General features: G+C 49.1%; 23 protein-coding genes. 15 read left to right on the top strand and 8 right to left on the bottom strand.

From position 1 onward, the window contains the following. Window positions 1-30 precede the first annotated feature (30 nt). From H6F93_RS26115 to H6F93_RS26085, 7 genes are all read left to right on the top strand, one after another. Window positions 31-471 carry a hypothetical protein gene (locus H6F93_RS26115; protein ID WP_190687326.1) on the top strand — a complete coding sequence of 147 codons (441 nt, stop codon included), beginning with the start codon at window positions 31-33 and terminating at the stop codon, window positions 469-471. A gap of 72 nt (window positions 472-543) precedes the next feature. Further along, on the top strand, window positions 544-1,431 hold the full coding sequence (locus H6F93_RS26110) for a cell division protein FtsQ/DivIB (RefSeq protein ID WP_190687323.1): 888 nt from the start codon (window positions 544-546) through the stop codon (window positions 1,429-1,431). A 5-nt stretch (window positions 1,432-1,436) separates the two neighbouring features. Continuing rightward, the gene (locus H6F93_RS26105) at window positions 1,437-1,589 is read left to right on the top strand and encodes a hypothetical protein (protein WP_190687320.1); all 153 of its coding nucleotides are present in this window, start codon (window positions 1,437-1,439) and stop codon (window positions 1,587-1,589) included. A gap of 368 nt (window positions 1,590-1,957) precedes the next feature. Then, entirely contained in the window at window positions 1,958-3,148 is a 1,191-nt protein-coding gene (gene ftsZ, locus H6F93_RS26100) for a cell division protein FtsZ (protein WP_190645204.1), read from the top strand. Between the two features lie 191 nt (window positions 3,149-3,339). Continuing rightward, window positions 3,340-3,912 (top strand): gamma-glutamylcyclotransferase, encoded by a 573-nt coding sequence (locus H6F93_RS26095; RefSeq protein WP_190687315.1) that lies wholly within the window; start codon window positions 3,340-3,342, stop codon window positions 3,910-3,912. A gap of 154 nt (window positions 3,913-4,066) precedes the next feature. Then, window positions 4,067-4,636, top strand: coding sequence for a Uma2 family endonuclease (locus H6F93_RS26090; protein ID WP_190687312.1), 570 nt, complete (start codon window positions 4,067-4,069; stop codon window positions 4,634-4,636). Window positions 4,637-4,830: 194 nt separating this feature from the next. Then, window positions 4,831-5,295, top strand: a complete 465-nt coding sequence (locus tag H6F93_RS26085) for a hypothetical protein (RefSeq protein WP_190687309.1) — start codon at window positions 4,831-4,833, stop codon at window positions 5,293-5,295. A 136-nt stretch (window positions 5,296-5,431) separates the two neighbouring features. On the opposite strand, the gene H6F93_RS26080 is transcribed toward H6F93_RS26085, so the two are convergent. Next, on the bottom strand, window positions 5,432-7,654 hold the full coding sequence (locus H6F93_RS26080) for a lytic transglycosylase domain-containing protein (RefSeq protein WP_190687306.1): 2,223 nt from the start codon (window positions 7,652-7,654) through the stop codon (window positions 5,432-5,434). A 205-nt stretch (window positions 7,655-7,859) separates the two neighbouring features. Here H6F93_RS26080 and H6F93_RS26075 point away from each other — a divergent pair, with 205 nt between their 5' ends. Further along, the gene (locus tag H6F93_RS26075; RefSeq protein ID WP_190687303.1) at window positions 7,860-9,335 is read left to right on the top strand and encodes a leucyl aminopeptidase; all 1,476 of its coding nucleotides are present in this window, start codon (window positions 7,860-7,862) and stop codon (window positions 9,333-9,335) included. 263 nt (window positions 9,336-9,598) lie between these two features. Beyond that, complete coding sequence (locus tag H6F93_RS26070) at window positions 9,599-9,742, top strand: CAB/ELIP/HLIP family chlorophyll-binding protein (RefSeq protein ID WP_190645209.1); 144 nt, start codon at window positions 9,599-9,601, stop codon at window positions 9,740-9,742. A 147-nt stretch (window positions 9,743-9,889) separates the two neighbouring features. Here H6F93_RS26070 and asnS read toward each other — a convergent pair whose 3' ends face one another. Next, entirely contained in the window at window positions 9,890-11,281 is a 1,392-nt protein-coding gene (gene asnS, locus H6F93_RS26065) for an asparagine--tRNA ligase (protein ID WP_190645210.1), read from the bottom strand. A gap of 409 nt (window positions 11,282-11,690) precedes the next feature. Between asnS and H6F93_RS26060 the strand changes: the two genes are divergently transcribed. Both H6F93_RS26060 and H6F93_RS26055 read left to right on the top strand, forming a co-directional pair. After that, window positions 11,691-12,419: a Crp/Fnr family transcriptional regulator gene (locus tag H6F93_RS26060; RefSeq protein WP_190687300.1), complete on the top strand. Its 729-nt coding sequence runs from the start codon at window positions 11,691-11,693 to the stop codon at window positions 12,417-12,419. A 589-nt stretch (window positions 12,420-13,008) separates the two neighbouring features. Further along, window positions 13,009-13,461: a response regulator gene (locus H6F93_RS26055; protein WP_190645212.1), complete on the top strand. Its 453-nt coding sequence runs from the start codon at window positions 13,009-13,011 to the stop codon at window positions 13,459-13,461. An 8-nt stretch (window positions 13,462-13,469) separates the two neighbouring features. On the opposite strand, the gene H6F93_RS26050 is transcribed toward H6F93_RS26055, so the two are convergent. Then, entirely contained in the window at window positions 13,470-13,844 is a 375-nt protein-coding gene (locus H6F93_RS26050) for a sll0565 family protein (protein WP_190645213.1), read from the bottom strand. Between the two features lie 31 nt (window positions 13,845-13,875). Between H6F93_RS26050 and H6F93_RS26045 the strand changes: the two genes are divergently transcribed. Continuing rightward, window positions 13,876-14,187 carry a DUF6439 family protein gene (locus tag H6F93_RS26045; protein ID WP_524538018.1) on the top strand — a complete coding sequence of 104 codons (312 nt, stop codon included), beginning with the start codon at window positions 13,876-13,878 and terminating at the stop codon, window positions 14,185-14,187. A gap of 3 nt (window positions 14,188-14,190) precedes the next feature. On the opposite strand, the gene H6F93_RS26040 is transcribed toward H6F93_RS26045, so the two are convergent. Next, window positions 14,191-16,374, bottom strand: a complete 2,184-nt coding sequence (locus tag H6F93_RS26040) for a CHASE2 domain-containing protein (protein ID WP_190687298.1) — start codon at window positions 16,372-16,374, stop codon at window positions 14,191-14,193. 84 nt (window positions 16,375-16,458) lie between these two features. On the opposite strand from H6F93_RS26040, the gene H6F93_RS26035 reads away from it, so the two are divergent. Continuing rightward, window positions 16,459-17,340 carry a shikimate dehydrogenase gene (locus H6F93_RS26035; RefSeq protein WP_190687295.1) on the top strand — a complete coding sequence of 294 codons (882 nt, stop codon included), beginning with the start codon at window positions 16,459-16,461 and terminating at the stop codon, window positions 17,338-17,340. 17 nt (window positions 17,341-17,357) lie between these two features. On the opposite strand, the gene H6F93_RS26030 is transcribed toward H6F93_RS26035, so the two are convergent. After that, the gene (locus H6F93_RS26030) at window positions 17,358-18,020 is read right to left on the bottom strand and encodes a hypothetical protein (RefSeq protein WP_190687292.1); all 663 of its coding nucleotides are present in this window, start codon (window positions 18,018-18,020) and stop codon (window positions 17,358-17,360) included. Between the two features lie 279 nt (window positions 18,021-18,299). Between H6F93_RS26030 and H6F93_RS26025 the strand changes: the two genes are divergently transcribed. Next, a complete protein-coding gene (locus H6F93_RS26025; RefSeq protein ID WP_190645217.1) occupies window positions 18,300-18,734 on the top strand; it encodes a hypothetical protein in 435 nt (144 codons plus the stop codon). A gap of 112 nt (window positions 18,735-18,846) precedes the next feature. On the opposite strand, the gene H6F93_RS26020 is transcribed toward H6F93_RS26025, so the two are convergent. The 3 genes from H6F93_RS26020 to upp all read right to left on the bottom strand — a co-directional run bounded on the left by H6F93_RS26020 (window position 18,847) and on the right by upp (window position 20,491). After that, on the bottom strand, window positions 18,847-19,137 hold the full coding sequence (locus tag H6F93_RS26020) for a YggT family protein (RefSeq protein ID WP_190645218.1): 291 nt from the start codon (window positions 19,135-19,137) through the stop codon (window positions 18,847-18,849). 212 nt (window positions 19,138-19,349) lie between these two features. Further along, a complete protein-coding gene (locus H6F93_RS26015) occupies window positions 19,350-19,676 on the bottom strand; it encodes a ssl2009 family thylakoid membrane protein (RefSeq protein ID WP_190687289.1) in 327 nt (108 codons plus the stop codon). Window positions 19,677-19,840: 164 nt separating this feature from the next. Further along, entirely contained in the window at window positions 19,841-20,491 is a 651-nt protein-coding gene (upp, locus tag H6F93_RS26010) for a uracil phosphoribosyltransferase (RefSeq protein WP_190645220.1), read from the bottom strand. 389 nt (window positions 20,492-20,880) lie between these two features. Between upp and crtH the strand changes: the two genes are divergently transcribed. Further along, window positions 20,881-22,482, top strand: a complete 1,602-nt coding sequence (gene crtH / locus H6F93_RS26005; RefSeq protein WP_190687286.1) for a carotenoid isomerase — start codon at window positions 20,881-20,883, stop codon at window positions 22,480-22,482. Window positions 22,483-22,509: the final 27 nt, after the last annotated feature.

Here is a 22,509-nt window from a genome sequence, read left to right as displayed (position 1 = left end):
TCAATATCGTGTTGAATCAGGTAAAAAGTTATGACAAGAGGACTTCTTTGGCTGCCCTTACTGGCGGTTTTTATCGGGTTAGCCTGGGCGGGCTGGAATGAATATCAGAAATTAGAAGCTTACCGAGTTTGGGCAGAGCAGTTTGAACGTGCCAAATACGATATCTATTCAGTGCTAGGGCAAAATGGCAGCACCTTGACCTGGGGCAAGCCGACTCGCAAAGCTCCTGTTAACCTGCAAACCTTTTCGCTGAAGCAGATTCGCGCCATTCGCCTCTGGGTAGACAATCAGTCTGTCGATTTAGAAACACCGCCTCAAAAGAGCCGCAAAGTTGCTTTGGAATTTGAGCGATCGGATAGCGCTGAGCCAATTCGCATTCCTTTCACCGATTTGTCCCTGGCAATTCAATGGGGAAATCACCTTCAGCAGAACTTACGCCAGCTTCAAGCCGAACCAATCGACGGGAATTGATTCTTCAGAAGGAGTTGGTATCATGCATTCATAAAAAATTGGTCTTCTACTTTATCCCCCTGCCCGATAGCGATGACTAACATTGCATCCGTTTCTCGAACAGAATTAACAGAACGACGGCAAAAACTACGCCGTCAGCGCCGTTTGAAGGTTGTGCAGGCTGGCTGGCGAACACTGGCAGTCAGCGGATTGGCAAGCGGATTAGTTTGGGGAGTCACCTTACCTACCTGGACAATTCGGGTGCCTGAACAAATTGCGATCGATGGTAACGAGTTTCTCTCTGAAGAGGCAGTTCAGGCGCTCTTACCGGTTGCCTATCCTCAACATCTCTTGCAGTTACAGCCACAGGCACTAGCAGCTCAGCTAAAGTCTCAGGCATTCATTGCCGATGCGACGATAACTCGCCATCTGTTTCCTCCCGGACTGACTGTGCAAGTTCAGGAGCGTCGTCCTGTTGCAGTTTTGTTAGAACCCGATTCGGATACTGCTGGTTTAGCCAACTCCCCTGAGCAATCCGCACAGTCAACCGTTTTGCCAGGGGCAACCCAGATCAAACTACTCGATGAAACGGGGGTATCTATGCCCCTAGCAAACTACAGCGGATCAAACCAATCACCGCTGCCAAGCTTGAGAGTTGTAGGAATGCCCCGCCAGTATCTTGCTGAGTGGTCAAAACTTTATCAGCAGGTCAGCCGTAGCCCAGTTGCAGTTCTTGAAATTGATTGGCGAGATCCAGCTAACTTGATTCTCAAGACAGATCTAGGAATGGTGCATTTGGGTTCATACAGTTCCCAGTTTCCAAAGCAACTGAATGCCTTAAACCAAATGCGTGAACTTCCAGAAACTGTAAATACTAGTCAGATTGATTATATTGACCTGAGAAATCCTGATAATCCTTCTCTCCACATGATTGAAACTAGCGCTGTGCCAGAGGACACAACAGCATCTAGTTCTCCCTAATTTTTGTGGTTGCTCATTCTGAGATTATTGCTATTTTGGCAGCGTTTGATTCATTCAACAGCTTGAGCTTTGGGCGATCGCGCTTCCCCTCAACCTATTCTTGTAAAGCAGTAATCTCAAACTTTTCGCTAGAGCAATTTCACAACGGGTTGAAATGAATGGACGGACCCATTGATGCTTGCATATTCCTCTGGGGAATGCACCCAGAAGTAGATTTCTAACTTTTGGATTTAGTTAAACTCCTATTTACTCCAGCTATTGTGTATTATTGGTTTTTCAAGCAACTTACCCTATAGTTGACTAGAGTTGGCGAGTAGGTAAAGTTGAGCCTCAGCTATACACGGTTGAAGCGCTTCTCAAATAGATTAAATTACTGAGTCTTTTGAGTTCTGCCCATCTAGGCTCATAAGTTTACGGGTAGAAGGTCACTGAATTGCTTATTCTTAAGCCCTATCGCTTTAGCAGTTAGTGATTTGTCACCCATGCAGTTTTTAGTAAATGAAATCAATTTACTCTTCCAGTATCAATGAACACTTCAAATCCTTTTACCAACTCTGGGCTACACTTAAGTCAGGTCCGCGATGCCAGAGCCGTGCTGGGAGAGGAATCCAGGAGCGATGAGATCGTGCCGAGCAGCATAGCCAGAATCAAAGTGATCGGGGTCGGCGGTGGTGGTTGCAACGCCGTAAACCGAATGATTGCCAGTGAGGTCGCGGGTGTAGAGTTTTGGTCGATTAATACAGATGCTCAGGCATTGGTTAATGCATCTACCCACAATCGACTTCAAGTTGGGCAAAAGCTAACTCGTGGATTGGGTGCTGGCGGCAATCCGGCAATTGGGCAAAAGGCAGCCGAAGAATCACGAGATGAGGTTGCTTCGGCGCTAGAACATGCTGACTTGGTGTTTATTACGGCTGGCATGGGTGGCGGAACAGGCACCGGCGCAGCCCCCATTGTTGCAGAAGTCGCAAAAGAGATTGGAGCTTTGACCGTCGGCGTGGTGACCCGTCCCTTTACTTTTGAGGGTAGACGGCGTACCAGTCAAGCAGACGAAGGGATTGCAGCTCTGCAGAGCAGAGTCGATACGCTGATTATGATCCCCAACGATAAGCTGCTGTCGGTGATCTCAGAGCAGACCCCCGTGCAGGAAGCATTTCGGGTTGCAGATGACATTTTGCGTCAGGGTGTTCAAGGCATCTCAGACATCATCACGGTTCCAGGGTTAGTCAACGTTGACTTTGCCGATGTGCGGGCAGTGATGGCGGATGCAGGCTCTGCGCTAATGGGCATTGGGGTTGGCTCCGGCAAGTCTAGGGCTAGAGAAGCCGCAATGACCGCAATTTCCTCGCCACTGCTCGAATCCTCAATTGATGGGGCGCGAGGGGTCGTGTTCAATATCACGGGCGGCTCTGATTTGACGCTGCACGAGGTCAATTCGGCAGCGGAGATCATTTACGAGGCAGTTGATCCCAATGCAAACATCATTTTCGGGGCGGTGATTGACGATCGCCTTCAGGGTGAAGTTCGGATTACGGTGATTGCAACGGGTTTCTCGGCTGAGCCCCAGGCTGCACCTACCTCTAGAGTGACAACTCTAAAACGGAGTGTTAGCGCTCCCCCCATCACCCCTGCACCTCCAACCACGCTTTCTGAACCCAAGAACAAACCTGGTTTGGATATTCCTGAGTTTTTGCAGAGACGACGACCCACTCGGTAGAGAAATTGCTCTTAACCTCTTTATGCTCATCGAACTGTGAAAAAAAAATCATAGTTCGATAGCTGCTCTTAAAGAGATAGCGCTTGGCAATCACTCAATCTGTTAGAACTTTAATCTACGGTTTGCACGTCGGGATAGGTGGTAATTTAGAATTTGCTCTGTTACAATCACAGGTTAAAAGTGGTTAACCCATGAGATTTGTAACCATGACAGGAGTACCTGCTCAGCCCCGTTTTGTTCAGGCAATGATTTCAGAACCATTCCGAGAGCCAATGTTCTATTATTTTGCCTACGGCTCCTGCATGTGTCCGGTAGATTTGAAGCGATCGCTCGGTGAAAATGTTCACGCTCATGTGATTGGGGCTGCTACGCTAAGAGGCTATCGGTTGGGCTTTTTTCGCCAATCACGTTTAAGAAACTGCGGCGTTTTAGATGTGGTTAAAGACCCAACTGCATTTGTGGAAGGCGTTTTGTACCGATTGCCGCAGCGGTTGAGCGATCGCCTAGATTTACGTGAAGAAGGCTATCAGCACGAAATTGTGACCATTCATCATCAAGGTCAGCAATATGAGAATGTTCGCACCTACGTTGTTTTAGAGAAGCTAACTGAAGAGCTTGCTCCAAATGACTGGTATTTCAACGTGGTGCTACGGGGCGCTGTCACTTGCGGTCTGCCAGAGCAATATTGCTGGCAGTTGTTTAACCACATGCATCAGCTTCAGCAACGCCACGGGCTACAAGCTCCGCTACTACGCTCAGCCTAAAAGCAAGTTTCATCTTGCTCGTGGTAAAGGTCAGCACTACAGCAACCAATAAATTGATATAGGTCGGATGCGCTTGTTTCTGTCTCACCTTTTTTTGCAACAGCTAGTTTGGACTAAAAGATAAACTGGGTGCAGAACGACGCTTCTATACTTTATGCAAGCGAAAGAACAGCCTCACTATTCGCCGGAAGAATATTTAGCGCTTGAGGAAACTGCTGAGTTCAGGAGCGAATATTGTAATGGGCAAATTTTTCCGATGGCAGGGGGAACACCAAACCACAATCGCATCAAGGTTAATTTTGGTTCTGCTTTAAGCCTTGCCTTAACTGAGCAAGACTATGACATTTTCATCAGCGATATGAGGCTCTGGATTCCTCGCAAGGGGATGTATACCTATCCAGATGTCATCGTTGTTGAAGGAGAATTGTCCTTTGTAGAAGGACGCAAAGACACTATTACAAATCCCTTGCTAATTGTCGAAGTTTTGTCCGATTCCACGAAAAATTACGATCGAGGCGAAAAATTTGAGTTTTACAGGACTTTAGCTAGCTTTCGAGAGTACGTCTTGGTGGATCAGTACAAAGTGCATGTGGAACATTGCTCAAAAACTGCAAACAATCAATGGCTGATGACTGAGTATGAGCAACTGGATGCAGTACTGTATCTGGTTACAGTTCCATTGCAGATTCCGCTATCCAATGTCTATAGAAGGGTAGTTTTCTGAGCGATCGCCCTCCTCAAAATTATTTTCTTTAAGACTCTTCAGACTTGCAGTAGCAGAAAATAGGTATTGTTGATTTCACCTTGATAGGTGATGTTAACTAACCTGTTTTTTGTGATTCTTGTTTTAGCGAAGAGTGAACGTAACCCCTGAATAGCATAGCTTTTCTAAACAGTAGCTAGGAGGAGTATGTTTGTATGTTTAAGCTCAGCAGCATTTCGGCGATCGCACTATTAGCTCCAGTTTTATGCCTGTTTGGAGTTTCTCCAGCCAAATCTCAAGACGTAACCTGTAGAAACTTTTTGACTCAAGAAGCGGCTCAATCTTATTTCGTGTTAACAGGATTGCAAGCCCTAGACTTTGATGGGAATGATATTGCCTGCGAGTCTCTGCCTAACCTGCAAACTACAGAAGATTTTCAGGTTGCAAATGGGCGGGAAGATAATTATGTTTATGAACTCTGGAGAACTTTGAACAATGATGACGAAATCAGGTATTACCTGACAGTTCGAGAGTTGCGACAAAGAGTTCGCCCTGAAGGGTGGACAGTGAGGTTAGGCGGCTTTCAAACAGGTTCAGACGCTCTAGTCTTTTTTGACTGCATTTATACCGATCGGGCATCTTCAACCTGTCCTGATTTATCCTCTCTTTCCTTACGATGAACCCTATGTTTTGTCCCCCACGTAACGGAGTTATTCATAAGAGTTAAGAGAGAAGGCAGGGTGAAGCCTTGCCTTCTCGCCTAATTTTGGTAACTAGCCCAATAGTTGAACCCAATGGTTGAAAACTGCGATCGGGCTACTCGGGTAGAAAGCCGACTGTCTCGGCGTGTTCTTCAGAATACTGAGCCAAACGTTGGGAAACCTCTGGGTTATAGAGGCGTAAATAGTTCCAGTAGTTTTCAAATACGGATTCGACGTAACCCTTCGTTTCGGGGAAGGGAATCTGTTCAACAAATACATCAGGGTCGCTAAAGCCAAAGCGATCGATCCAATCGGCAACACTTCCCGGTCCAGCATTGTAGCTGGCGACCGCAAATAGGGAATTGTTGTCGTACTCCCGATGGGTATAGTCCAGATACCAGGTGCCCAGAGAGATGTTGTCGTTGGGGTCACTCATCGTGTAATCTTGCAAGCCAATTTGCGAAGCAACCCAGTCTGCCGTATCTGGCATCACCTGCATTAGCCCAACTGCACCCGCCACGGATTCAATTTTGGGCTCAAATCGAGACTCTTGCCGAATTAAAGCGGTCACCAGCATCGGATTAAGCTGCCGCTGCTGTGACCACGAATTGATCGGTTCTAAAAATGGAAAAGGGTAAAGTGCTTGCCAGTAGCCTGTCTGACGCTTGAGTGCCTGATATTCAAGCTCTTCCTCTGGCTTTTCGCGCCACTCTAGGCTAGAAACCATGAAAATGCCGTCTAGATTGTCTCCCACGCCAAGACGCATTAACCCATCAGTGAATTGTTGAGCAACGGTAGGCTGTACTGGGTTGTCAAATTCAACTTGCCAAATTGACCAGGCATCGCGGTATTGTCCCAGACGATAAAGCTCTTGCAGCGCGGCTGACCCGGCAGGTGGGACAGGTTGGCTAATCGGTTTGACCACCTGCGGAATCTGTTGCCGCACGGTGGTGAAGTCGCCTACATCCCAACCCAGTGTGGATGCCGATCGCCATGCATAATAAGACCCAGGATAGTGCGTCAGGACATACTCAAAAGCTTTGTTTGCTTCTGCCTGCTGACCCATCTGAATTGCCCATTTGCCTACCCAGTAAGCAGCTTCAGGGGCTAATTCGCTGTCGCCATTTTCGGTGACGATTTGCCGTGCCCATTCCCATGCTGTTCGGGCATCGCCTGCTGTCGCTGCTCGTTCTGCCTGCTTCCAGCGCAGTTCTGCGGCTGCCTCAGAATTGCTGTACTGAGTCAAGATAGACTGCCGTGCCTGACTTGCAGACTCAGGGCTTTGCATTGCCTCCAACACGTCTGCCCTTTCTGCGAGTGCTTCGGCAGCGCGGTCAGGAAAACGCTCAATCACAGTATCCAGGTAAATTAAGGCATCCTGTGGCTTGTCAGTTAGCTCTGCCATTTTAATCAGAGCGGTTGCGGTTTCGTCAGCATCAGGAAATTCTTGCGTTAGCTGGTAGTAAGCTTTGAGTGCATCAGAGTAGCGTTCTCCTAACTGGGCACCGCGCCCAGTCCGGTAGGCATTTAGGGAAGTGCGAGGCGCTTTGGCGTAGGCTGAGCCAGCGCTGCCGTAGTAACCATTTTCCCAATAGGCAAAGGCGATCGCCTCCCAGTCTTCCGGTTGAAGCTGGCTACCGTACTCATTCACCAACCGATCCAAAATGGAAGTAATTTCGGGTAAGTAATGCCCATGCTTCGCCAGAACCAACAGCATTGAAAGCTGGTTTGGGTTTTGGCTGAGGCGAGTTTTAGCAATTTCAATGCTGCGGGGGTGAGCAGGGAATTTGGCGATCGCCTGATCCCAGTACTGCGGGTCACTCTGCCCCAGCGCAAATAACGCCTCCGCTGTAACCGGATCATCAGGATATTCCGTCCAAAGCTGCTGCCACATTGCTGTTGCTGCTGCCGGATTGCCGCTTGCCGTGTGTGCTTGCGCCCGCTTGTAGAGAATCTGCGGTGCCAGAGCAGCATAGTCTTGCTCCAGATCTTCTAGCCAAGGAAGCGCAGACCCTGCCTGTCCCTGCTGAATCAAGTCACTGGCGAGAAGATACCGTGCTCGATTGCGATCGGGCGAAGGGGAACCGCTCGCGATTTTCTCTAGCTGAGCAGCCCGTTCTGTCACTGATACTGACACCAGGGGCAACACAGCGGAGGTTGTATCCTGGCTCAAATCCAGTTCACCGGTTGCCTGCTCGGTGACAAACCATTGCTTGACCAGGGGTTGCTCTAAGACTAAATCGCTCAATCTGGATGCAGAGAAAGTGGCACCCATAGTTAAAGCTGCCAGCCCTGCGCCAACAGCTAAGAAAACCTGATTCTTACGTTGCTTTAGCATGAAGTCTGGCTAAACCTGCAATTCCTAGATTGAATGACTGCTAGCGTCTCAAGGATCTTTCTGTCTTTCACAGCATGATAACAATCCTTAATTGATTGTGACCGTCTTTAGGCAGCGATCGTCCTCCTCCTGATGCAGCCCAAACTCAGGTCAAATCAAAATTGAGCAATACTGGACGTATTGATGCTTTCAGGTAGCGGGAGAAATGAATCTTCTAGGGACAGATAGGCCACGCTTAAGTTGGTCTGGAGATTTGCTGGTCATTGGTTTGTTTGAGGATGCTGTAGATTTGACGGGCGATCTGGCAGAGCTAGATACCAAGCTGTCCGGCACCTTAACCGAACTGATTGGAGAAGCCGAGTTTAAAGGAAAAGAAGGCAGCAGCGCAGTGACCCGAGTCGGCGCAGGTAGCCCCATTCGCAAGGTTGCAGTATTAGGTTTAGGTAAACCCGAATCGTTGAAGCTGGAAAGTCTGCGTCGAGCTGCCGCAGCTACCGTTCGCTTGGCGAAGAAAGAAAAAAGCAAAACAGTGGGGTTAAGTCTGCCTCTGTGGAATAGCGATGCGGCAGTAAGTGCCCAGGCGATCGCCGAGGGAATCGAGCTCACCCTGCACCAGGACAATCGCTTTAAGTCAGACGAAGATAAAGACAAAGCTCCTCCGCTTGAGCAAATCGATCTGCTTGGCTTTAACGGTCAGGATGAGGCGATTACCCGTGCCCGCCAGATAGCCTTAGGTGTCATTCTCGCTAGGGAACTGGTGGCAGCCCCAGCCAACATCGTTAACCCCATTGTCATGGCAGAAACCGCAGCGGCGATCGCTAACGAATTTGGCTTAGAGCTACAGATTCTTGAGCGAGAAGACTGCGAGAAGTTAGGGATGGGTTCTTTTTTGGGCGTTGCTCAAGCTTCTGACCTGCCGCCTAAATTTATCCACCTCACCTATCGCCCTGAGGGAACACCCCGCCGCAAACTGGCGATCGTCGGCAAAGGGCTGACCTTTGACTCTGGTGGGCTCAACATCAAAGGACCAGGCAGCGGTGTAGAAATGATGAAGACCGACATGGGTGGGGCCGCCGCAACGCTCGGTGCTGCAAAGGCGATCGGGCAGATTAAGCCCGATGTTGAAGTTCACTTCATTAGTGCTGTAACCGAGAACATGATCAGTGGTCGGGCTATGCGCCCCGGCGACATTCTCACTGCCTCTAATGGCAAAACCATTGAAGTCAATAACACTGACGCTGAGGGCCGTTTGACCCTGGCAGATGCGCTGGTGTTTGCCGAAAAGCTAGGCGTAGATGCCATTATCGATCTGGCAACCCTAACCGGAGCCTGCATTGTTGCACTCGGTGATGATATTGGCGGGTTGTGGAGCGAAGATGAGGCGATCGCCACCCAGCTTACCCAAGCCGCCGAACGTTCTGGCGAAAAGTTTTGGCGAATGCCTATGGAAGAAAAATACTTCGACGGCTTAAAGTCTGTTGTAGCCGATATGAAAAATACTGGCCCGCGTGCTGGAGGCGCAATCACAGCCGCCCTCTTCCTCAAACAATTCGTTAAAGAAACCCCCTGGGCCCATCTAGACATCGCTGGGCCTGTGTGGAAGGAAAAGGAAAATGGCTACAACAACCCCGGAGCTACGGGTTTCCCGGTTCGGACGTTGGTGAATTGGGTGTTGAGCTAAGGGGTTAGGGGGCAGGGGCTAGGGGCTAGGGGAGCGCTAAAGCCCCTTCTGAAGACTCTGCCTCCGTAGTTCCCAAGCCCAGCTTAGGAACAGGTAAAAACTTGCAAAGACTCGGCAACAAAGGTAAGTAGAAGGAAATATGCCCTAGCCCCCAGTCCCTAGCCCCTTACTTAACAATCCCTTTTGTAAAGAAATATTGCAACTCCAAGAACTTCCGTGTTAACTTCTATTTACAAGAGTTGACTTAACTGAGGATTGCTGTCATGGAAGCTCAAGAGCCTAAGTTTGGATTTACCCGGTTTGCTGAAACTTGGAACGGTCGCTTGGCAATGATTGGTTTCGTCGTGGGTTTGGCTACCGAATATGTGACTGGTCAGGGCATCCTCTCTCAACTGGGCTTGATGTAATTATTCCTGCCAAGTTTAGTTAACAATTCATCAATAGCAAAGGGGCGCACACTGTGCGCCCCTTTGCTATTGGGTATCACGAGAGTTAGAAAAAAATGGGAGAGGGTTAAGCCTTTTTTTGCTAACTTGAGTACCAGCGGAATGTGTCTAAAATTCGGCGCTAAGCGGAGTTCTGGGAAAAGGAATCACGTCACGGATGTTGCTCATCCCCGTCATGAACTGCACAACCCGCTCAAAGCCTAAGCCAAATCCGGCATGGGGCACTGTGCCATAGCGGCGTAGGTCAAGATACCACCAGAGGTCTTCAGGATTCATGCCCTGCGCTTGAATCCTCCGTTCCAGCACGTCAAAACGCTCTTCCCGTTGAGAGCCGCCAATGATTTCGCCGATCTTAGGAGCTAACACGTCCATTGCTCTGACGGTCTTCTCATCGTCGCTGAGGCGCATGTAAAAAGCTTTGATTTCCGTAGGGTAGTCCGTCACGATGAGCGGCTTTTTGAATAGCTCTTCTGCCAGGTAGCGCTCGTGTTCGGACTGCAAGTCCAAACCCCAGGAAACGGGATACTCAAAGGTACGATCGCTTTTTTCTAGTAGGGCGATCGCCTCTGTATAAGTAATTCGCTCAAACTCGTTGTTGATAATATTGTCTGCTGTCGCCAGCACTGAGTCATCAATCCGCTGGTTAAAGAACTCCATATCTTCTGGGCAAGCTTCCAGCACATACTTAAAGATGTGTTTGAGAAAGTCTTCTGCCAGGTTCATGTTGCCTTCCAAGTCGCAGAAAGCCATCTCTGGCTCGACCATCCAAAACTCTGCCAGGTGGCGTGATGTATTCGAGTTTTCGGCTCGGAAAGTTGGGCCAAACGTGTAAACATTGGAGAACGCCAGCGCCATTGCCTCGACCTGAAGCTGTCCGCTAACGGTGAGATAAGCCTGTCTGCCAAAGAAGTCCTGGCTAAAGTCTACTTTCTGATCCTTGGTCAGAGGCACTTTCTGTAAATCCAAGCTTGTGACGGTGAACAGTTCTCCTGCTCCTTCACAGTCATTTGCAGTAATGATTGGCGTGTGAATCCACAGAAAGCCTCGCTCTTGAAAGAACTGGTGAATGGCGGCAGCACAGGCATTGCGAACCCGCAGTACAGCTCCAATCGTGTTGGTGCGCGATCGCAAATGTCCCATTGTTCGCAAAAACTCAAACGAATGGCGCTTTTTCTGCAACGGATAGGTTTCTGGATCGGCTTCCCCTTGAACGGTGACGCTTTCTGCCTTCATCTCAATCCGTTGACCTTTGCCCGGAGATGGCACCAACACTCCCGATACTTCTAAAGCAGCGCCCGTATTCAACCGCCGAACCACTTCGGCATAATCCGGCAAATCTTGATTGATCACGACCTGAAGGCTAGCCAGAGAGGAGCCATCATTCACCTCAACAAAGGAAAACCCTTTCAATTCCCGCTTAGTTCGCACCCAGCCCTGAATTTTGACCGCTTCGTCAGGCTGCCCGGTTTTTAAGAGTGTTGCAATGCGTTGAGTCGTCATGGCGGAAATCACAAGGTTAGAAGAATGGTGAATTTGGAAAAGAACGCAAATTCCTTTTCTCATATTGCCTCAGAGAGCTAAAGTTCTGTGGCAAATGCAAGAACTGCTTCCTGGGAGGAGCGGCAGGTGTGAAAAATGAAAAAGCTAGAAAATGCAAGCATTCTTTCGTTAAAGAGCGATTTTACTCCGAGTTTCAGAGTACGTTACCGAACAGACAGGTTTACGCCCCTAATCAATAATCTGTGTACAGAATTAGTGTGGTAATTCTCTGTTTAGCTGAGCGGAAGTGACTGAAAAATGATCCTTAACCTTGAGAGATGGAAAAACGGTAATGTTTTTCATAGTATGTTTCTCCCTGTATACTGCCTGCCATTCTCTTTTTAAGTAAGGCTTAGTTTAGAAACGCCCAATGTCTGAGCCTGAAATTTTCAATAAACCCAAGAATCACTTACTGGCTGCCCTGCCTGATGAAGACTATCAGCGCCTCTTACCTCACCTGGAGCAGGTTCAGCTTCCGTTGAGAAAAATCCTCTATGAGCCAGGTGAAACTCCTAGCGCAGTTTACTTTCCCAATAATGCGATGGTTTCCCTCGTTGCGACGATGGAAGATGGAGCAACCGTTGAAGTTGGGCTGGTAGGTGCTGAGGGCGTAATTGGTTTGCCTATTGTTTTGGGCGGTAAAGCAACTGTCTACCAAGCAATCGTGCAGCTTCCTGGCACTGGAACGAGGCTAGATGCCGATATCTTTAAACCTGAATTTGAACGGGGCGAATATCTGCAAAGGCTGGTGTTGCTCTACACCCAGGCATTGCTCACTCAGGTTTCACAGAATGCGGTTTGCAACCGTTTACACACTATCGACGAACGGTTGGGACGCTGGTTGCTATCTGTTCAAGATTCCTTGGAAGCAGATGAGCTACCGCTGACCCAGGAGTTTATTTCGCAAATGCTGGGAACCCGCCGAGCTAGCGTTACCGTGGCTGCGGGAAGTTTGCAAGAGCAGGGAATCATCAGCTATAGCCGAGGCAAGATCACGATTCTCAATCGGGAACGGCTTAGAGAGAAGTCCTGCGAGTGCTACAACGTGATTAGCGGTGAGTTTAATCGGCTATTAGGACTTAAGAGGAATTCGTCTTAAATAAGCTCGTCTAGTTGGGGCGATCGCCCCATGCTTGAGCTGCTATATGTACGCAGATGAACAGACAAGTGCACAGTCGACTGGTATCGTATTACCGATGTTAGGTTTGAAAAAGTTGCTCAGGCTTACTAGTACTCATTTCTGCTTATTCCGGTTTGTGACTGTATGAATATAAAGAGCGGTTCTGTTGTTCTCTCTCATCCAGGTTCATCCAAGCCAGCAGATATGAGTGTAGGGTTAGTCTTTTAGAAAGCATTTTGTTTGCTGTAAGTCTTATTACACCTTGTCTTAAATAAGTTTTAGCTGAAAGTTCGTTAATGCATCAGGTGGGAGATTTTTGAGTCAACTTGAATGAGTAGAGCCGTCATAGAAAACTGGTGCAAAGGTTCTGCATGGATATCGTGCAGTTTCTAAGCCTAAGTACAGATAAAAGTTCTACCTGAATCGTAGAGCTTTTTATCGGTGTATTGTTGCATGTCTCTCTAAGCAAGTTAACTCCACAATCGAGCGAGTTATTAGTGTTTGCTAATTCACGCTTTGGTTCCACCTAGCCTTTCAACCGTGTAGCTTGAAAAGGGTAGAGCAACTAATGACATTGCCTATCAGGGACGATTTCAGTGTTCGTGAACCAACCTCTCAAAATGTGCCGTTGCTGAATGGGCTGCGGTTGTTGATTGTAGACGACGATCCAGATACCCGGTGCCTGTTTGCCCTTGTCTTAGAAGAAGATGGAGCAGAGGTAATTGTGGCAGCTTCGGCAGATGAGGCGATGGATGCCGTTGAGCAGCATCAGCCAGATGTAGTGGTTAGCGATATTTTAATGCCCTGTACAACGGGCTATGACCTGCTTCGTCAGGTTAAAGATCTAGACGCACGTCGGGGCAAGCAAACTTTGGCGATCGCCGTCACAGCACTCGCAGGGCATGAAGAACGTGCCCGTGCCCTAGAAGCAGGGTTTAGTGGCTATTTGCCGAAGCCTGTAAATATCGACAACCTGTCAGCTGCTGTTGCGATTTTGGCAGGACGGGCGATCGCCGTTTAACCCCAGACTTACTCAGCAAAGTATCTAAGCAGCCAACCTACAACAATTCCCAGCCCACCAAATCGGACTGCCTGCCAAAATACCTCCTTTAGCCCGTTCCAGGAAAAGAGCTGGCTTTCTAGCGCAACTTCTAATTCCTCTAGCTGTTGTTGGATTTGCAGAAGCTCAGCTTTTAGCTCTCGTGAACGGATTTGCTTGAGTTCTCGCTGTGTTTGACTGAGCCGTTGCTGAAGCTGAAGCTGCCGCTGTTGGTCGGCTTTAACTTGAGCATAGCGGGCTTTTAGAGCTTGTAGCGATCGCTCCACCTCAGCTAATGTTTGCTCAAATTCCCGATCGTCAGTCTCATCGGGAGATGGTGAAGGAGAATCTTGGGACGGCTTCATGCTGGCGTAGTAGAGTAGGGACAGTTAGCTCATGAATAGTATGCCTGACTCACCGCTTCATTCGATTCAGTTTTCTCCCCTATCCACTGCCAAAACGGGCAACGTGTCGGAGTTGAGTACGTTAGAACTGGCGCAAGCACTAGCAGAACGGCTGGCGATCGCCCCCAATGACTGGCATCGGCTGAAGTCAAACCGCAAGGCAAGAGCCGCAGAACAGGCGGCGATCGCTCTGGTATACCTGCTCAGCGACCAGTCCGAAGAGTCCTTGCTTAGACTACAGCAAGCTGCCGGATGGCTCGATCGCAGTATCTCAGCACCTCCCTGCCCGACGCATGGGAAATAGAACCTAGCCCCTCCCCCGGGGCAACGTTCTCGTCTCTATCGTTTGCCACATTACTTTAGTTTGAATCAGCGGCGGCTGAGGTTTGTAGCTGCGATAAACAGTTACTACGCTAATGGTGGACACCAAGGCGATCGCAGGAGCCACAACGGGCACCCAGCCACCAATGACAAAGATAAACAGTGCCGTTCCGGTGAGCACGATCAGCATCCCGACGCTGCTTACGCCTAAACTCACGGGATGGCGAACCATCCAGGCAACACAGCCACCCGCGATCGCCCAACCTGCTACCCAGATCATCTCCAGCCAATCCGGCCAGTACCAAAAAGGCTGTTGCCCGTCCATCGCAGCACTAAGAATTTGACTGACCATTTGAGCATGAACGATGACTCCTGGCATTCGATAGTCAGTCTGACGCACGGCACTGTAGGGCGTATTAAACAAATCTTTGCCGCTGGGAGCAGTTGTGCCGATCAACACAATTTTGCCGCGAACCCAGTCCGGCTCGATTTTGCCGTTCATCACATCAGTGAAAGAAACTTGTCTAGCTACATTTGTCGCAGCACGGTAGTTCAGCATCACCTGATAGCCACCCCAGTCCGCTTTCTGATAGCCACCTGCCGTCGGTTCTAGGGGCAGAAATACTGTATTGCCCAACTGCATATTGTCAGAGTTAGCTTCACTTGGACGAGGCTCGATATTTTCTGCTGCCAAATACTTAAAGGCTAATCGCAGTCCAAAAGAGTAATATACTCCTTGCTCGTTGCTGCCGATCAGTAAATGCCGACGGATGACATCATCGTTGTCGATCGCGAAATCATTAAATCCAACTCGCTCTTCAGGCACACCCGGCGGAGGCGGAATGTAATCTGCTTCAGAGGTGCCCAGTTTAGTAATGGCGATAATATCGTCAGACTGCTGCAGTACTTGCAATAGCTCTTGATGTCCGGGTTCTTGAGGAAGCTCCCGATATAGATCAAGCCCTATCACACGAGGTTGATAACCCTGTAGGGTTTGCAATACCTGAGTCACAGAGGCATCGGAAGGGGTAGGTCGCCCTAGCGCTTGAAGATCGGCTTCAGTAATGGCAACGACCAGCAGCCGAGGGTCTGGTGGGGCATCTTTGCGAAGCCGCGTCATCTGGTCAAAAGCCGCAATTTCTGGATTCTGGAGCCAACCCATTTCTCGGGCACCCAGAACCATACTGGTGATAGCGAGGGTAGCGATCGCCACCACTTTTAACCCCAACTTAACTCGCTGTGTCAAAGTTTCTGCTGGTGCCAGCATCGTTTGCTCACGCATCATCGCTTCTGGCATGAGCATTGATGGCAGTAAGGCTTGTGGCGTGGAAGTCAGGTCTGTAGGCAACTCAGATAGCCGATCTAGCGCCCACAGCACCTCACTCGCAGACTGGTAGCGCTTGCTAAAGTGGTGTCGCACCATTTGACTGAGAATAAACGCTAAGCCGGGGCTAATGCTGGCGTAATCTTCCCAAATCAGTTCGGAAGTTTCTGGGTCTTCGGGCAGTTGGGAAGGCTGCAAGCCCGTTACTGCCTGAATTGCAGTGACACCCAATGCGTAAATGTCGCTGCTAAAACGAGGTTTACCTAAAAGCTGTTCGCCCGGTGTGTAACCTTGAGTACCAATGCCGACCGTGAAACCTGTCTGTCCTGACTCGCCCTGAATTTGAGTGCGAATCTCTTTGACGGCTCCAAAATCGATCAAGACAATTTTGCCGTCTTGTCGTCGTCGAATCAGGTTGCCAGGTTTGATGTCGCGATGGATGACCTGATTTTTGTGGATAAACTCCAGCACGCCCAGCACATCTTTGAGTAAGGCAACGACTTCTGCTTCATTCAAACGGCTAGCACGAGAAATTTCTTCGCTCAGCGGATGTCCATCAATGAATTCTTGAACCAGGTAGAATTCTCGATTTTCCTCGAAAAAGCCCAACAGCTCAGGAATCTGGTCGTGTTGTCCCAGTTTGCCAAGGGCCCCAACTTCGGTATCAAACAGGCGACGAGCTACTTCAAGAAACTTGCTGTCTCGACTAGCGGGCTTAAAATGCTTAATGACGCAGCGCAAACCACCGGGATGCTGAATGTCCTCTGCGAGATAAGTTTGACCAAATCCGCCAGCTCCCAATGCGGTGATGAGTTTGTATCGCCCACCCAGTAACGTCCCTAGCATGGTAGCTCAACGTGCATGTTTAATGATTCTTACACAGAATCTTAGATCGGCATCAAGACCCTAAACTTTTAGGTTAATCTTCCTATGGCTAAAAATACAAGGATCACGGCAACAACGAAATTGTTAGGGGTAATTGGCTACCCGATCGCTCACTCGCTATCCCCGGTCATGCACAATGCCGCGATCGCCCATTTGGAAGCTGACTATGCTTATTTGCCCTTTCCGGTGCCGCCCGAATATCTAGAGCAGGCGATCGCAGGCTTTGCTGCAACTGGAGTGCAGGGCTTTAACGTCACTATTCCCCACAAGCAGGCAGTCATACCATTTCTGTCAGAAATTTCTGAGATTGCTCAAGCAGTCGGAGCCGTTAACACGGTCTACCGCACTGAGCGAGGCTGGGGCGGCACTAACACCGACGTAACCGGATTTCTAGCTCCCCTCTACATCCACCAGCGGCACTGGAACCAAAATATCGCCGTTGTTTTGGGAAATGGTGGAGCCGCCAGAGCCGTTGTCGCAGGCTGTGCCCAACTTGGCTGTACCCAAATGCAGGTGGTGGGACGCGATCGCCAAAAGCTCGAGGCCTTTCATCGTGATTGGGCGAATTCTCCCCTTTCTCCTACGCTTTCTGTTCATCTCTGGGAGGAACTGCCCCAACTGCTGCCCCAGGCAGATCTGCTGATCAACACAACGCCGATTGGAATGCACCCTCACAACGATGCCTCTCCGTTAACGCTGGATGAGATGAAGTTGCTAAGAGTAGAGACGATCGCCTATGACCTGATTTATACACCACGCCCTACAACCTTCTTGCAGCTCGCTGAGAAACAAGGAGCGATCGCCATTGATGGTTTGGAAATGCTGATACAGCAAGGGGCTGCTGCTCTCCAACTTTGGCTCGGTCAACCTGTTCCTGTGGAGGTGATGCGGCGAGCATTGAAAGAAGTTTTGAGTTTTGAGGTCTGAGTTTATCCTCGTCTTTCCTATTTCAGCCAGCGCCAGTTATATCGATTCCATTCGTAAACACCCTGGATTTCGTATTCCATGCCGTTGTCAAAGCGAATCATGCAGTTTGTGTAGGTGCTATAGCTTGCAGGCATGATGCCGTTGCTATCAGAAGCTTGGCTGACGTGAATCACTGTGCAGCCAAACCACTCTCGGCTGCAGGGGCCCTCTTCCTGCACCCATTCCCAGAGATTGTTAGACACTTCGATGCGATCGCCCAGTTTCAGCGATACAGCGGTTTCTGCATACTCCGCGACGTGGAAAGGCTGCACTTGCTCTAACCATTGCGGTCCATACAAATCGCGAATAAATTGAATTGCCCCTGACTCACGCCCCTCCAGCCAATCGTTTAGCAGTTGCACCTTCCAGGGAATTCCCTCTTGCTCTTGCATCTGGATAAATTGCAACAAAGCTGTTCGCTGCTCAGGCGTTAGCTCATTCAGCGGATTCTCGGGCTCAATTGGGGGGGAGTCTGTTTCGCTACTACCGTTCTGTGAAGCTGTCCCTGCCGACTGACTTTGGCTCAGGGCGATCGCCGCCGCCAAAAGAATTTGCTTTTGTTCAGCCTCAAGTGGATATCCGGCAGCCTCACACTTGCCAAAAGCTGCTTTTAAGACGGCTTCAATTTCGGCTTTGGTCATAGCAAATACTAGACACAAATATTGAGTAGATGCAAATGTTAGGCACAGTGCCTATGACTTTTCCTTGGGCTGACTTCAATGTAAAAAAACAAACATCCAGCGTTCATCTCAAATTAGGATGATTAACTCTAACTTAACGAATTTATAAACTGCAAAGTCTTCCAGTATGCTCCTCTTTAGGATGATTTATTGCTGCCCTTCCAGCGTTTCTCAAATCAATTCACGCTAAGCTGAGAAATGTTAGATCACTTCATATATTTGAACTTTAAGGTTAAGTCTATGCAGTCCCGAGTACTAATTGTTGCTATTGTATCTTGCTGTATTTGGCTGCTGAGCTGGGTTTCAACTCCTGCTGCGTGGGCACTTACTCAGATTAAATTGTCTGATTTGTCTTATCACGAATGCCCCGCCGATATCGCAGAAGGAACCGTCACGCCAGGAGGCGCGAGTCGAGCAGCAAATTGCTTTATCATCACTGGCAAGGCTCAGAACGACTCAGGTAAGCCCGTTCTCAATGCCGATATTTTCGGGCGTATCTATGATGCCAATAACAACCCCGTAATGCAGAACCGCACGCGGCTTGGCTCCATTGAGGAGGTCCCTCCAGGAGCGAGTGACTTTGAACTGCGTGTCACCGTTGCGGCCAATCAGCCCACACCGCTGAAGCTAGAGCAGTTCAAAGCATCTGGCTTTGTTGGCAAGGTTCGACGATAGTTTTTAGTACCTAATCTTCAAGCGGGAAGGGAGTAATAAATAGCAAACAGGGGTTTGGCACTGCCAGACCCCTGTTCGCGTTTGCTGTGAATTGTTTGCTCTGAAGCGTTAACTAGTACATTGCTAGTTGTCCGCCACCTGCCAATCCTGTGACTGCTTGAGCAACAAAACCAAGCAGAAAAATAGCAAGCATTGGGGACAGATCGATGCCACCCAGCGGGGGAATAAAAGAGCGAAAGACGTTGAGGTAAGGGTCGGTCAATTGACTGAGAATAGAAAATGGAGGATTCATCCAGTTGATGGTAGGAAACCAACTCAACAGGATGCGAATGAACAGTAGAGCGATATAGATTCTCAAGAAGATACTTATCGGCTCGGCAATCAGAGTAATTGGGTCAGTCATGGATACTGCGCTTTCCTAAGCTATAGGAACTTGTTGGCTAAAGGTATGAATAACCTAGACATGAATTCAGTCTAACGGATACCTGTAGCCTCAGGATGAATCAATCAGTACAACTCTGAAGTTCAAGTAGCTTGGCAGGAAGGGTTAGAGCGGGGGTTAGGGGCGAGGGGAGAAAAGTATTTCACCTCATCCTTCATCTCTTCTTGTTGCTCCTAATCTCTGGCGATCGCCCGCTCTCCTCCCTCATGCTTAGGCATACCGTTGGTGCTACTGAGTTGCTGACGCACATCATCAATTGCCTCATTCAGTTCAGCAATTTTGCCTTCTAATCCACGGCGGGCCGCTTCAATGCTCTGCTCAGTGGGAGGGCTAAATGGACGCCTGCGGACTGCTTTATTTTTAAGCTTAGGAAAATCCTCAGATGAGGTTTCGTCCTGGGTGAGCTTAGAGCTAACCACTGCGCCTAAGACGCCACCTACTACACCGCCGACAACAGTTCCTAGTAAAAACCCGCCAAGAAAACTATCACGCTGACTCATAATTAACCACTGAAAGAAACTCGGAGTGATCTCTGATGACTCCCTCACAGCTTACTCGCTAGAAGAGGAGGTTGCCCACCAAAAAGTTGCCTACAATGCTGACGTTTAGGCTCAGAAGAAAATTCTATCTTTACCTATGTTGATCTAGGTTTGAGCATGAATATTTAGGTGCCAAAGGTGCGATCGCCTGCATCTCCCAACCCGGGAACAATGTAGCCCTTGTCGTTTAGCCCTTCGTCAATTGTGGCTGCATAAATATTCAATCCTGGATAAGCAGCACCCAGTTTTTGTAAAGCTGTAGGTGCTGTGACCACCGAAATAATACGCACTAGTTCTGGGTCGGCTCCCCGTTTTACCAACTCAGCCATTGCTGCCAGACTGCTTCCGCCCGTTGCCAGCATCGGCTCGCTAACCAGAATTCGGGTTTGGGGTGCAAATTGCTCTGGGAGCTTGTTTAAATAGCAGGTTGCTTCCAGCGTTTCCTCATTCCGCACCAGACCGAGGTGATAAACCGAAGCAAGCGGCAACAACGCCTGTGCTCCCTCCAAAAGAGCTAACCCAGCACGTAGAATAGGCACCACCGCAACTGGAATTTCTGGATTAATAAACGTTGCTGGGCAGGACGCAAGCGGAGTTTGCACCGTTGTTTCCACAATAGGTAGCCAATCGCGAATTGCTTCGTAGGTCAACCAGCGCCCCAGTTCAGTCATAGCGCTGCGAAAGAGAACGGAGGGAGTCGATTCATCACGAGCAACAGCTAGCCAGTGTCTAATCAGCGGGTGAGGTGGAACGTGAACGCGCAGTTGGGGAGCCATTGCCAGAAAAAATGACGGTAGTTATGCAGAAATTTGCCCTAATCATACTCTGTTCTTGTGAGGCAATATTCAGCATTGCTCAAACTTGCTAGCTTCCACAAAGTCCATCTATCTAGTCAGCCCAGCCAGCATGCCCTTAGAAAAAGCAGGCTTATTGAAAGTCTTTTGCATTAGTGTTGACATTGATTTTCAATAAGCTTATATTGTTTTCAGTGTTCTCCTCTCAAAGGATCGGCAGGTGGGGTTGGTCAGCAGACTAATCCCCCTTTTTTTTGTCTATCATCCTGTTCCAGAATCCGACGCTAGAATCCTGGCAAATCAAGCAATCCAGAGTGGGATACACTGAAGAGTAGGATTTTTCAGCTAAACGCCTTACTCCAACTGCCTTTATGCCTGCTACTTCTGAACCTTATGAGCAATCTACTGCTGCACATCCATCCACGTCTCAAGATTCTCACGCCCCGACAACTGCAAGAGTGGACGCAAAGGTTAATTCGGCAGACAGTTTTGATGTGATCGTAATTGGCTCCGGAATTGGTGGACTAGTCACTGCAACCCAGCTAGCGGCTAAGGGTGCGAAGGTGTTAGTGCTAGAGCGCTACGTAATTCCAGGAGGTAGTGCGGGCTATTTTGAGCGCTCGGGCTATCGTTTTGATGTTGGCGCATCAATGATTTTTGGTTTTGGCAAACAGGGAACCACAAACCTCTTGACTCGCGCCTTAGAGGCAGTGGGGGTCAGCTTAGAAACAATCCCCGATCCGGTACAGATTCAGTACCATTTGCCGGATCAGCTAGAGCTAAAAGTTCACCGAGACTATGAGAAGTTTTTGCAAGAATTAACTGCTCGATTTCCCCATGAGCAGCAGGGCATTCGTCAGTTTTACGATGAATGCTGGAAGGTATTTAACTGTCTGAACGCAATGGATCTGCTGTCGCTTGAAGAGCCTCGCTACCTGACGCGGGTGTTTTTTCAGCATCCGTTTGCTTGTTTAGGCTTGGTGAAGTATTTACCCCAAAATGTGGGTGATCTTGCCCGTCGCTATATTCAAGATCCGGAGTTGCTCAAGTTTATTGACATGGAGTGTTACTGTTGGTCGGTGGTTCCGGCAGACCTAACTCCCATGATTAACGCGGGCATGGTGTTTTCCGATCGCCACTATGGCGGCATCAATTATCCCAAAGGTGGAGTCGGTCAGATTGCTCAAAAGCTGGTAGAAGGACTGGAAAAAGCCGGTAGTCAGATTCAGTACAAAGCCAGAGTGACAGAAATCATTCGCGAAAAAGGGCGGGCGATCGCCGTTCGCTTAGCGTCTGGGCAGGTCTATCGGGCAACACGAATTGTTTCCAATGCCACTCGTTGGGATACCTTTGAAAAACTGTTGCCCAAGTCAGATATGCCCCGTGCCGAGCAAAAATGGCAGCAGCGCTATCAAAAATCCCCCAGCTTCTTCAGTTTGCATTTAGGTGTAAAGGCAGATGTGCTGCCTCCTGGTACAGAGTGCCACCACATTTTGCTAGAAGATTGGAGCCGCATGGAAGATGCAGAAGGAACCATTTTTCTGTCTATTCCAACCCTGCTTGACCCCGATTTGGCTCCATCTGGGCATCACATTCTGCATACCTTTACGCCAAGCTGGATTGAAGACTGGCAGGGCTTGTCTCCCAGCGAATATCAGCAAAAAAAAGACAAGGTGGCAGACCAGATTGTCAGTCGCTTAGAAAAACTATTTCCTGGATTGTCTGCTGCGCTGGATTATCAAGAGGCGGGAACTCCACGCACTCATCGACGCTTTTTAGGACGAGATGATGGTACTTATGGCCCCATTCCTACCCGCAAGTTGCTGGGATTGTTAGGCATGCCATTTAATCGTACTGCCGTCCCCGGACTTTACTGTGTGGGTGACAGCACCTTCCCAGGGCAAGGCTTAAACGCGGTTGCTTTTTCTGGTTTTGCCTGTGCCCACCGGATCGCTGTTGACTTGGGTTTATAGTGCTATCCACTTCGGTTAGGACAAGAA

It is taken from the genome of Leptolyngbya sp. FACHB-671 (assembly GCF_014695745.1).
Classification (GTDB): Bacteria; Cyanobacteriota; Cyanobacteriia; order Elainellales; family Elainellaceae; genus JAAUTN01.
The sequence above is the reverse complement of the archived record's forward strand: the minus strand, read 5'-3'. Positions and strand labels throughout refer to the sequence as shown.

What these genes read in the sequence shown, in the direction of transcription:
- H6F93_RS26020 (WP_190645218.1), bottom strand. Translation starts at nt 19,137, where the DNA reads ATGACTGACCCAATTACTCTGATTGCCGAGCCGATAAGTATCTTCTTG.
- H6F93_RS26035 (WP_190687295.1), top strand. Translation starts at nt 16,459, where the DNA reads ATGGCTAAAAATACAAGGATCACGGCAACAACGAAATTGTTAGGGGTA.
- H6F93_RS26075 (WP_190687303.1), top strand. Translation starts at nt 7,860, where the DNA reads ATGAATCTTCTAGGGACAGATAGGCCACGCTTAAGTTGGTCTGGAGAT.
- H6F93_RS26060 (WP_190687300.1), top strand. Translation starts at nt 11,691, where the DNA reads ATGTCTGAGCCTGAAATTTTCAATAAACCCAAGAATCACTTACTGGCT.
- upp (WP_190645220.1), bottom strand. Translation starts at nt 20,491, where the DNA reads ATGGCTCCCCAACTGCGCGTTCACGTTCCACCTCACCCGCTGATTAGA.
- H6F93_RS26090 (WP_190687312.1), top strand. Translation starts at nt 4,067, where the DNA reads ATGCAAGCGAAAGAACAGCCTCACTATTCGCCGGAAGAATATTTAGCG.
- asnS (WP_190645210.1), bottom strand. Translation starts at nt 11,281, where the DNA reads ATGACGACTCAACGCATTGCAACACTCTTAAAAACCGGGCAGCCTGAC.
- H6F93_RS26025 (WP_190645217.1), top strand. Translation starts at nt 18,300, where the DNA reads ATGCAGTCCCGAGTACTAATTGTTGCTATTGTATCTTGCTGTATTTGG.
- H6F93_RS26015 (WP_190687289.1), bottom strand. Translation starts at nt 19,676, where the DNA reads ATGAGTCAGCGTGATAGTTTTCTTGGCGGGTTTTTACTAGGAACTGTT.
- H6F93_RS26110 (WP_190687323.1), top strand. Translation starts at nt 544, where the DNA reads ATGACTAACATTGCATCCGTTTCTCGAACAGAATTAACAGAACGACGG.
- H6F93_RS26030 (WP_190687292.1), bottom strand. Translation starts at nt 18,020, where the DNA reads ATGACCAAAGCCGAAATTGAAGCCGTCTTAAAAGCAGCTTTTGGCAAG.
- H6F93_RS26070 (WP_190645209.1), top strand. Translation starts at nt 9,599, where the DNA reads ATGGAAGCTCAAGAGCCTAAGTTTGGATTTACCCGGTTTGCTGAAACT.
- crtH (WP_190687286.1), top strand. Translation starts at nt 20,881, where the DNA reads ATGCCTGCTACTTCTGAACCTTATGAGCAATCTACTGCTGCACATCCA.
- H6F93_RS26085 (WP_190687309.1), top strand. Translation starts at nt 4,831, where the DNA reads ATGTTTAAGCTCAGCAGCATTTCGGCGATCGCACTATTAGCTCCAGTT.
- H6F93_RS26045 (WP_524538018.1), top strand. Translation starts at nt 13,876, where the DNA reads ATGAATAGTATGCCTGACTCACCGCTTCATTCGATTCAGTTTTCTCCC.
- H6F93_RS26115 (WP_190687326.1), top strand. Translation starts at nt 31, where the DNA reads ATGACAAGAGGACTTCTTTGGCTGCCCTTACTGGCGGTTTTTATCGGG.
- H6F93_RS26050 (WP_190645213.1), bottom strand. Translation starts at nt 13,844, where the DNA reads ATGAAGCCGTCCCAAGATTCTCCTTCACCATCTCCCGATGAGACTGAC.
- ftsZ (WP_190645204.1), top strand. Translation starts at nt 1,958, where the DNA reads ATGAACACTTCAAATCCTTTTACCAACTCTGGGCTACACTTAAGTCAG.
- H6F93_RS26080 (WP_190687306.1), bottom strand. Translation starts at nt 7,654, where the DNA reads ATGCTAAAGCAACGTAAGAATCAGGTTTTCTTAGCTGTTGGCGCAGGG.
- H6F93_RS26040 (WP_190687298.1), bottom strand. Translation starts at nt 16,374, where the DNA reads ATGCTAGGGACGTTACTGGGTGGGCGATACAAACTCATCACCGCATTG.
- H6F93_RS26055 (WP_190645212.1), top strand. Translation starts at nt 13,009, where the DNA reads ATGACATTGCCTATCAGGGACGATTTCAGTGTTCGTGAACCAACCTCT.
- H6F93_RS26095 (WP_190687315.1), top strand. Translation starts at nt 3,340, where the DNA reads ATGAGATTTGTAACCATGACAGGAGTACCTGCTCAGCCCCGTTTTGTT.